Annotated in this window: 8 protein-coding genes and 1 pseudogene; 3 read left to right on the top strand and 6 right to left on the bottom strand. The window is 60.8% G+C overall.

The window, feature by feature from the left end; all coding sequences use genetic code 11:
- The 4 genes and pseudogenes from pdxR to AC0L17_RS05400 form a co-directional block, all read right to left on the bottom strand.
- A partial coding sequence (pdxR, locus tag AC0L17_RS05415) for a MocR-like pyridoxine biosynthesis transcription factor PdxR (protein WP_473515065.1) occupies positions 1-1,563 on the bottom strand: 1,563 nt, incomplete at its 3' end.
- A gap of 189 nt (positions 1,564-1,752) precedes the next feature.
- Positions 1,753-2,367 carry a Fic family protein gene (locus AC0L17_RS05410; RefSeq protein ID WP_473515064.1) on the bottom strand — a complete coding sequence of 205 codons (615 nt, stop codon included), beginning with the start codon at positions 2,365-2,367 and terminating at the stop codon, positions 1,753-1,755.
- A gap of 48 nt (positions 2,368-2,415) precedes the next feature.
- A complete protein-coding gene (locus tag AC0L17_RS05405) occupies positions 2,416-2,631 on the bottom strand; it encodes a hypothetical protein (RefSeq protein WP_473515063.1) in 216 nt (71 codons plus the stop codon).
- A 215-nt stretch (positions 2,632-2,846) separates the two neighbouring features.
- Positions 2,847-3,713 (bottom strand): annotated as a pseudogene (locus tag AC0L17_RS05400) (IS1 family transposase).
- Between the two features lie 124 nt (positions 3,714-3,837).
- On the opposite strand from AC0L17_RS05400, the gene AC0L17_RS05395 reads away from it, so the two are divergent.
- Positions 3,838-4,914 carry a P63C domain-containing protein gene (locus tag AC0L17_RS05395; RefSeq protein ID WP_473515062.1) on the top strand — a complete coding sequence of 359 codons (1,077 nt, stop codon included), beginning with the start codon at positions 3,838-3,840 and terminating at the stop codon, positions 4,912-4,914.
- 205 nt (positions 4,915-5,119) lie between these two features.
- On the opposite strand, the gene AC0L17_RS05390 is transcribed toward AC0L17_RS05395, so the two are convergent.
- On the bottom strand, positions 5,120-5,320 hold the full coding sequence (locus AC0L17_RS05390; RefSeq protein ID WP_473515061.1) for a hypothetical protein: 201 nt from the start codon (positions 5,318-5,320) through the stop codon (positions 5,120-5,122).
- Positions 5,321-5,567: 247 nt separating this feature from the next.
- Here AC0L17_RS05390 and pgi point away from each other — a divergent pair, with 247 nt between their 5' ends.
- Both pgi and AC0L17_RS05380 read left to right on the top strand, forming a co-directional pair.
- On the top strand, positions 5,568-7,211 hold the full coding sequence (gene pgi / locus AC0L17_RS05385) for a glucose-6-phosphate isomerase (protein WP_473515060.1): 1,644 nt from the start codon (positions 5,568-5,570) through the stop codon (positions 7,209-7,211).
- Between the two features lie 5 nt (positions 7,212-7,216).
- On the top strand, positions 7,217-7,939 hold the full coding sequence (locus AC0L17_RS05380; protein ID WP_023802893.1) for an HAD family hydrolase: 723 nt from the start codon (positions 7,217-7,219) through the stop codon (positions 7,937-7,939).
- Here AC0L17_RS05380 and AC0L17_RS05375 read toward each other — a convergent pair.
- Complete coding sequence (locus AC0L17_RS05375; RefSeq protein WP_473515059.1) at positions 7,923-8,690, bottom strand: class I SAM-dependent methyltransferase; 768 nt, start codon at positions 8,688-8,690, stop codon at positions 7,923-7,925. The two genes, AC0L17_RS05380 and AC0L17_RS05375, sit on opposite strands and share 17 nt — an antisense overlap.
- Between the last annotated feature and the right edge of the window lie 29 nt (positions 8,691-8,719).

The raw sequence follows: 8,719 nt of genomic DNA, 5'->3' as shown, positions 1-8,719 counted from the left end.
CCCCGCGCGCGCTCCGATGCGGGGCGGCCCCCCCCCCGCGGGGGGGGCCCCCCCCCCCCGCCCCCGGGCGGGGGGGGGGGGGGCCCCCCCCCCCCCCCCCCTCGCCAGTTCGCGGATGCCGGGCTCGATGTGCTGCAGCGCGATCGAGGATATGCCCAGCCGCATGAAGCGCGACGGCTTTTCGGTGCGGTCGAAGAAACGGTCGCCGGGCTCGATGATGACGCTGCGCGAGGCGGCGGCCTCCGCCAGCCCGCGCGAATCGGTGCCGCGCGGCCCTTCGAGCCAGAGCGACGCGCCGCCGGCGGAATCGGTCGAGCGCCACTCCGGCAGGAAGGCGGAAATCGCATGGATCAGACGCTTGCGCCGTTCGTCGAAGGCGCTCGACAGCCGCCGCACCAGCGCCTCGTGATGGCCAAGCGACAGGAACAGCGCGACCGCGCGCTGGTTGTTGGCCGGCGGATGACGCAGCATGAAGCGGCGCAGCGCGCGAAGCTCGGAGATCAGCCCGGCCGAGGCGACGATGTAGCCGAGCCTAAGGCCCGGAGCCAGCGTCTTCGACATCGAGCCGACATAGATGACGCGGCCGGAACGGTCGAGGCTCTTCAGCGCCTGCTGCGGCGCCTCGTCCAGAAGCTGGCTGTCATAGCCGTCCTCGATGATGATCTGGTTGTGGCGATTGGCGCGCGCCAGCAAATCCTGCCGGCGCTCCGCCGACAGCGGCACCATGGTCGGGCAATGGTGGCTGGGCGTCACGAAGACGAAGCCGGAATCGTTGGGAATAGAAGCGGTTACAATGCCGGAATGGTCGACCGGGACCGGTGCGACGTCGGCACCCGCCAGCCGGAAGATCGAGCGTGCGTCGGGATAGCCGGGGTCTTCCATGGCCACCTTGGAGCCCTTGGTCATCAGCAGCGTCGCCAGCATGTAGAGCGCGTTCTGCGCGCCGAGCGTGACGATGATCTCATCGGGATTGGCGAAGATGCCGCGCCGCGGCAACAGCCGCGCCTGGATCTGCTCGATCAAAAGCGGATCGTCGCGGTCAACCATGTCGGACGCCCAATTGCGGATCTCGAGCACGGCCAGCGCCATGCGGTTGCACTCGCGCCACTCGGCTGTCGGGAACAGTGCCGGATCGAACTGGCCATAGACGAAGGGGTAGGACGACTTGATCCAGTTGTCGTGCTTGGCCGGCGGCGGCATGTCGCTGGCCGCGATCTGCCGGCGCGCCTTCCAGTCGATCTCATTGGCCTGGTCTGGCGCCTTCTGGTGCGGTTTGGCAGGCGTCGCCAGCACGTCCGGATTGACGAAATGGCCGCGCCGTTCGCGCGCCACCAGAAAACCCTGGTCGACGAGCTGCTGGAAGGCCAGCACCACGGTGCCGCGCGCCACGCCGAGTTTCTCGGCCAGGATCCGGCAGGACGGAAGCGGCATCGAAGCGGCGATCTGCCGGTCGAGGATGGCGGCGACGATCGCTTGGCGGATCTGCGCCTGCAGGGTCTGGCCGGATTCCGCCGAAATCCGGAACAGGCCGGACCATATGGCCGTGTCGTTTCGCTGTGGCATGGGAGATGTTCCTCGATGGCCAGCCTTTTCACCTGGCTGGACCAGTCGAATGTACCGGTGGCACAAGCTGTTGCGCCAATCAATTTTTCTGATTGCTGGGATTTACGCCAGTGATCCTTCCCAAGGGTGACGCAAAGCGTCATCGCGGTGCGATGCAACGCGTCATCCCCGGGTAGTGTCTCTGTTGAATTACTGGCCCTCGTAGGGCAAACCGTCATCGTCAATCTGAGCGTCAACGAGAGCGGCCAAATAATCCTCCATCTCGGTGAAATCGAGGTCGCCAGATTCCCAAGCAGCGTCTGCCGCCTTGAGTGCTTTCTCGTATCCGTCGCGATTTTCGCGAATACGCTCTGGAACTATCTTGCGGCCGGGCAATAGTGAACCTGTGCGAACGCACAAAAGATAGTAGCACGTTGCTCTTGCTGTTCGCCCATTTCCTTCTACAAAAGGATGAATCCAGTTAAGACGCCATAACCCGTAGGCGGCCAACTCGGTCGGCGTCCAGATATACCAATTTTCATGGATCGTTGAAATAAACCGGTCCATCCAATCGCGCACATCTCTAAAGTGCGGTGGCCGATGGTCGCCCACATAGATTGGTTCTTCTCGAAAACGCCCGCCAAAGGCAGAAATATTTGCCACCGCCACCGCGTTTAGAGACCACAGCATATACTTGTCTATCGCGGTTGGCCCCTGCTGCAAACCAATCTCGATGCAATTGGTCATCAGATCGTATTGACGCAGCAGGTTCTGCTCTTGAACACGGTCATATAAGTCGGGGTCGTCCTGCTCTAGAACCAGCATAAAACAAGGCCCGGCGCTTTGGCCGGGCCCTCCCTCTTTCTGTTGATACTAAGCCGCCGGAGCGGCGACGCGAATGTGCTTCGTTGCCCTGAGTGCGGACTCTTTTGTGATCCGCGATCCCTTCGGCGCATTCCCGTACACGAAACTTGCGCGCTGCTCCTGCAACTGCTCTTCGGTCAACACAACTGTCTTCGCGCGTTCCAGCTTCGCTTTGAGTTCTGGGCGTTCTGGTGCTCGCTTAAGGGCTGATTTTCGTTCGGCCATTGTGATTCTCCCTTGGTGCAATGAGATCGTAAATACGAAATCGTTAACATCCGCCATTGTTCCGCTCGGAACATTTGCGCGTCGTCTCATTGTTTCAATCAATGATGGCTTCGGCGCAGCTTCCCGAATGGGTGCGTTTGCCTATTGAACATTAACTGCTTCGCTGTCGTTCTGCCAGCGGTATGTGATCGCGATGGCGACGTTTTTTCGCGAGCCTATGGACGTGTTTTGTGCGGTCCACGCTTCCTGGTTTGGCGCAGTTGCGTCCATCGCCGTGCAAATATCGTCCATTGACCAAGGGGTTTTGGACACGCCAGCGGCCATTGCCGGCGACGTTTTCAGTGTCTTGTGAATGCGGATGAAGTTTGTACCAGACGGTGTAGAGCGCGACCATTGAACGCGATTTTCGAACTTCTTCGAAAAGGCGTTGGTCAACCGCGTGAAGCGGCGCATCTGCATACGCATGGTGAGGTTCTGTCGTTCGACATGTGACGTGCTGACATGCGCTAGATCGGGTTCGCCTTATCCGGGTCTTCTTCGCGCCAGTGCAGGCGGCGGGCTGTAGCGGCGTTCCTGTGGCGCGGCACGGTCTTCCGGCTCGCCGTACATCTTTACCAGCATTGCATAGTCATATCCGCCCCAAAGGCTTTCTCGCCCGCGTTCAGGTATGCCTTGTGACCGTTGGTCGTAAGTTGGACGCGGTTGGAAGACGGTCCCTCACGTCATCCATGAAGGCCAGCGCATATTCGCCGTCACGTCCGCCGACCACCCAGGAAATGATAAGCTTGCTGTCGCTGTCCAGGTCCATGTGCCGCCCGCGCCATCAACGGTATTTTTCATCGCGGCGACGTTCTTCTGCTTCACTGCTGTAAATGACCAAATCTCATCATATTGAACGCGCTTGGCGTTCACGTTGCGGACTCCGCGGTTGTGCAGATCGGCGCAGAACTTGCCGGCATCAACCAGAAGCTTTGAAGCCGTGTTTGATCGAAACATCGGCAAGGCGAGATCGAACGCATCGACGATCCCTCGCAAAGCATGGAAAGGATTTGCACACCGGTTTTGCGCGGCAGCCCGTTCAAGTCCCCAGTATCTGAACTTTTATGCTTAGTGTAAAGCATGAATGCAAGCATTACTGAAAATAATGCTTGCATACAACAGCGAGTCGCCATAACTTGCAAGCATCATAGTCGGAGTGCTTGCAAAATGAACGATGAACAGGAAGCGGTGGGCAAGGCCAAAGGTGGTCATGCTCGTGCCGCGAAACTTTCAAGCGAAGAGCGTTCAGCGATTGCCAAGAACGCGGCAAAGAAGCGGTGGGCCGAGAGCGATCAGGCCGTTGACGGCGCACCGCGCGTTCTTGAGAGCTTCAAGAGCAAAGTAAATATAGCAGGCGTGCTTATTCCCTGTGCGGTCGTCATGGGTCCTAATGGCGTCCAGCGCGTGCTAAGTGAGACCGGCATCACCAATGCCGTGCTAGGGGAGCGAAGCGGTGCATCGAAGCGGCTCAAGAAGGCGTCTGCGGAAGGCGGGGCCCCCTTGCCTATATTCTTGGCACCCAGCCAACTAAAGCCATTTATTTCCAGGGACTTAATTGAAGGGCCCCTACAACCGATCGATTATATCGACGGATCGCGGATTGTGCGCGGATACGATGCGCAGATTTTGCCCGCCATCTGCAATGTATGGCTTAAAGCCAGAGAAGCTGGAGCGCTCCAAGGCCAACAGCTCGATAAGGCTATGAAAGCCGAGATTCTCACGCGGGCTCTGGCAGAGACCGGTATTGTCGCTCTTGTTGATGAGGTCACGGGTTATCAAAGTGTCCGACCTCAAAACGCACTCCAGTCATATTTGGAGCTCGTCATCCGGCGGGAATTGGCTGTCTGGGCCAAAAAATTTCCGGATGAGTTTTATGAGAATATCTACAAGCTAAAGGGCTGGAAATGGCCTGGCATGAGTAAGAACCGTTTCAGCGTTTGCGCAAGCTACACGACTAACTTGATCTATGATCGCTTGGGGCCGGGCATCACAGAAGAGCTAATCCGAAAGACGCCGATGACGGATAAGGGCTATCGTCCAAATCGGCTGCACCAATGGCTTTCAGAGGACATCGGCGATCCGATGTTGGCCACCCATATGCACTCGGTTCTGATGTTCCAGCGGCTGGCTATTGCAAACGGATATGGGTGGAAGCGCTTTTTGCATATGGTCGATCAAGTGCTGCCTCGAAAAGGAAGTACGCTAGAACTTCCGCTGGAGTTTACCGATTCCAGCGAGCGCTAGCCGCCCTCTTGGAGATCTCGGACCGCCGCTCTGGCGTCATGTTCTCGCCGCGCTTCTTTCCGCCCTTGGTTCCTAGAGCCTTGGCAGCAGGTCTTTGCCGTCGTCAATCACGGTGCCTTCTTCCTCGCCAGTCGCAATGCGCATGACCTTAACGGCATTGCCGATCCGTCGGCGGGGCGCTTCTGGCCTTTAGGTCCGGTTGGCATTAGAACCACCCTTTTCTGTCGCCATCGCGATAAAGCCGCTCGGCATATTGTTCGGGGCTTATCTCGTGCTTGTTGCTCTTGCGCTGGACAATGCCGTCGCGTTCGGCTTTGGCGTATAGCGGACAAACCGCCTCGGGCTTCCGGCCATGGTTGGCCACAAGCTCCCTCATGAAATCGACCTGCTTGATGATCTGGGACATGCCCCAGAGATAATGCTTGGCGGTAAGCTGTCAATTGGGCGTCAATTTCAAACTGAGACACTACCCATCACCATCGTGACGCAGCGCGGCATGCCCAGCGATGACGCCTTGCGTCATCGCTGCCTGGCGCAACGCGTCATCGCGGCGCATTGAAACCAGTGGATTTCGGCTAGATAGTTCGCCGCGACGACACGCGCCGGAAACACCCGGTCTGTTATGTTGGCATTTCAAGGCTCGGAGTGAGGCAGTGGATCAATCGTCCTTTCAAAAACAACTCGACGCCCTGCGCGATCACCGTGCGGCCAAATCGGGCAGCATGCGCGAGGCCTTCGCTGCCGATCCGCAGCGCTTCGAAAAATTCTCCGCCACCGACGGCGACCTGCTGCTCGACTGGTCGAAATGCGCGGTCGATGCGCAGACGATGGATCTGCTCGAGCAGCTGGCGGCAGCCGCGGATCTCGAAGGCCGGCGCGCGGCGATGTTCTCGGGCAAGAAGATCAACGTCACCGAAGGCCGCGCCGTGTTGCACACCGCGCTGCGCAACCTGAACGGCAAGGGCATTGTGCTCGACGGTCAGGACGTGAAGGCGCAGGTTGTCGCCGTGCTCGATGCGATGGGCGGCTTCGCCGATGCCGTGCGATCCGGCAAGGCGGCCGGCGCCACCGGCAAGAAGATCACCGACATCGTCAACATCGGCATCGGCGGGTCCGACCTTGGCCCGGCCATGGCGACGCTGGCGCTGGCGCCCTATCACGACGGGCCGCGCACGCATTACGTGTCGAACATCGATGGCGCCCATATCCACGACACGCTGAAGGGCCTTTCCGCCGAAACCACGCTGTTCATCGTTGCTTCCAAGACCTTCACCACCATCGAGACGATGACCAATGCCGAGACGGCGCGCGAATGGGTGCAGAAGGCGCTCGGCAAGGAAGCGGTCGGCAAGCATTTCGCCGCCGTCTCGACGGCGCTCGACCTGGTGGCCAAGTTCGGCATTGCGTCCGACCGCGTCTTCGGCTTCTGGGACTGGGTCGGCGGACGCTATTCGGTGTGGGGCGCGATCGGCCTGCCGGTGATGATCGCCGTCGGCCCGAAGAATTTTCGCGCCTTTCTCGATGGCGCGCATGCGATGGACGAACATTTCCAGACGGCGCCGCTGGCCAGCAACCTGCCGGCGCTGATGGGGCTGATCGGCTGGTGGCATCGGGTGATCTGCCAATACCCCGCCCGCGCCGTCATTCCCTACGACCAGCGCCTGTCCAGGCTGCCGGCCTATCTGCAGCAGCTCGATATGGAATCGAACGGCAAGAGCGTCACCCTCGACGGCGGCGCTGTCACCACGCCGACCGGCCCGCTGGTCTGGGGCGAGCCGGGCACCAATGGCCAGCACGCCTTCTTCCAGCTGCTGCACCAGGGCACCGATTTCATTCCGGTCGAATTCCTCGCCGCAGCCATCGGCCATGAGCCGGATCTCAAGCATCACCACGACCTGTTGCTCGCCAACTGCCTGGCGCAGTCGGAGGCGTTCATGAAGGGTCGCACGCTGGAGGAAGCGCGTGCGCAGATGCTGGCAAAGGGCATGGCGCCCGCCGAGGTCGACAGGATCGCCCCGCATCGCGTCTTCTCCGGCAACCGGCCCTCGGTGACGATCCTCTACAGACAACTCGATCCGCATACGTTCGGACGGCTGATCGCGCTCTATGAGCACCGCGTCTTCGTCGAGGGCACGCTCTTCAACATCAATTCCTTCGACCAATGGGGCGTCGAGTTGGGCAAGGAACTGGCGACCGGGCTACTGCCTGTCGTGGAAGGCAAGGAGAATGCCGCAAAGCGGGACGCTTCGACTGCCGGACTGGTGGGACACATCCATCGATTGCGCGGATCGGAGTAAGCGGCTTGGCCGAGATCAAGGGAATATTGTTCGACAAGGACGGCACCCTTGTCGACTTCAACGCGACGTGGCTCGGCGTTGCCGATTTCATGGCGATGGATGCGGCGGAGGGCGACCGCTGGAAGGCCGACAGGCTGCTTGCCGCGGCGGGCTACGATTTCGCCACCAAACGCTTCAAGCCCGATTCCATCTTTGCCTCCGGCACCAACATGGATGTCGTCGAGCTTTGGTTTCCGCGACTGTCGGATGAAGACCAGATGCTTGCCGTCGCCCGCTTCAACGAGATAACCTCGGTGCAGGGCTCGTCGATGGCGGTGGCGCTGCCGGGCATCGTCGAGACGCTTGGCGTTCTTCACAGGAAATCCTACCGGCTCGGCGTCGCCACCAACGATTCGACCACTGGCGCTGAGAAGACATTGCTCACGCTGGGCGTCGCGCAGCTGTTCGACGCCGCCTATGGTTACGACGCGGTGGCCAATCCGAAACCGGCGCCCGACACGATCCTCGCCTTCTCGGACCTGACCGGCCTGAGGCCTGCCGCGATCGCCGTGGTCGGCGACAATCGCCACGATCTGGAGATGGCGCGGGCCGGCGGCTGCGGTCTGGCGATCGGCGTGCTTTCCGGCACCGGCACGCGGGAATCGCTGTCGCAGATCGCCGATGTCATTCTGGATTCGGTTGCCGATCTGCCCGACTTTCTTTCGGCAAAGGTCAAGGAGACGATCTGAACTCGCCTCCGAGTTGCTCCGGCTCGAACGAGAAGACGCCGCTCGGCTTCGTCGCCGCGCCTTTTGCTTGGCCGACATCCGGCACCTGGTATTCGGCCAATTGGCGAAGCCGGGAGCGGGGCAAGTAGGCGCGGCCCGGGTCGCCGATCAGCACGTTGATGCCGGCGGCCAGGCAGCGGTCGAGGAAGGGGATGACCCGGTCGGCGAGATCTTGCCGGTAAAACAAGTCGCCGGCTGCCACGACGTCCACGGGCGGCGGCGGACCAGCGGTGATGTCCTCGCCGACGACCGTGATTTCGACGCCGTTCGCCGCCGCATTGAGACCGAGCGCGGCGACGCCGTTGCGGTCGATCTCGGATGCAATCACTTGGCTGGCGCCGGCCCTTGCCGCGGCGATACCGACGAGGCCAGACCCGGCGCCGAGATCGAGCACGCGAAGCCCAGCCACGGTCTCCGGTCGATCGAGGATGTAGCGGGCAAGCACCGCGCCGCCGGCCCAGGCATAGGCCCAGTAAGGAGGCTGCGACTCGGGGCCATCCTCGTCGGCTTCGTTTGCTTCTTCTTCCGGCTCGGCTGCTCGTCCTTGTGGACGCGTCAGCCGCCACAGTCCGCTCGCTGGATGGGCTGCATAAAGCCGGATTTCGGGAAGCGCGGCAACAGGGGCGATACGCATGTTCGCCTTGATGAACGTTAGCGGATCGGGACGGGAAAGCGTATCCGCCGCGTCATCGACAGTAAGGCTATCGGCCAAAATTGTCCCTATTCCCGCCCAAACTCTTC

The organism is Mesorhizobium sp. WSM4829, from assembly GCF_055811475.1.
This window is presented reverse-complemented; position numbering and strand designations above follow the sequence as displayed.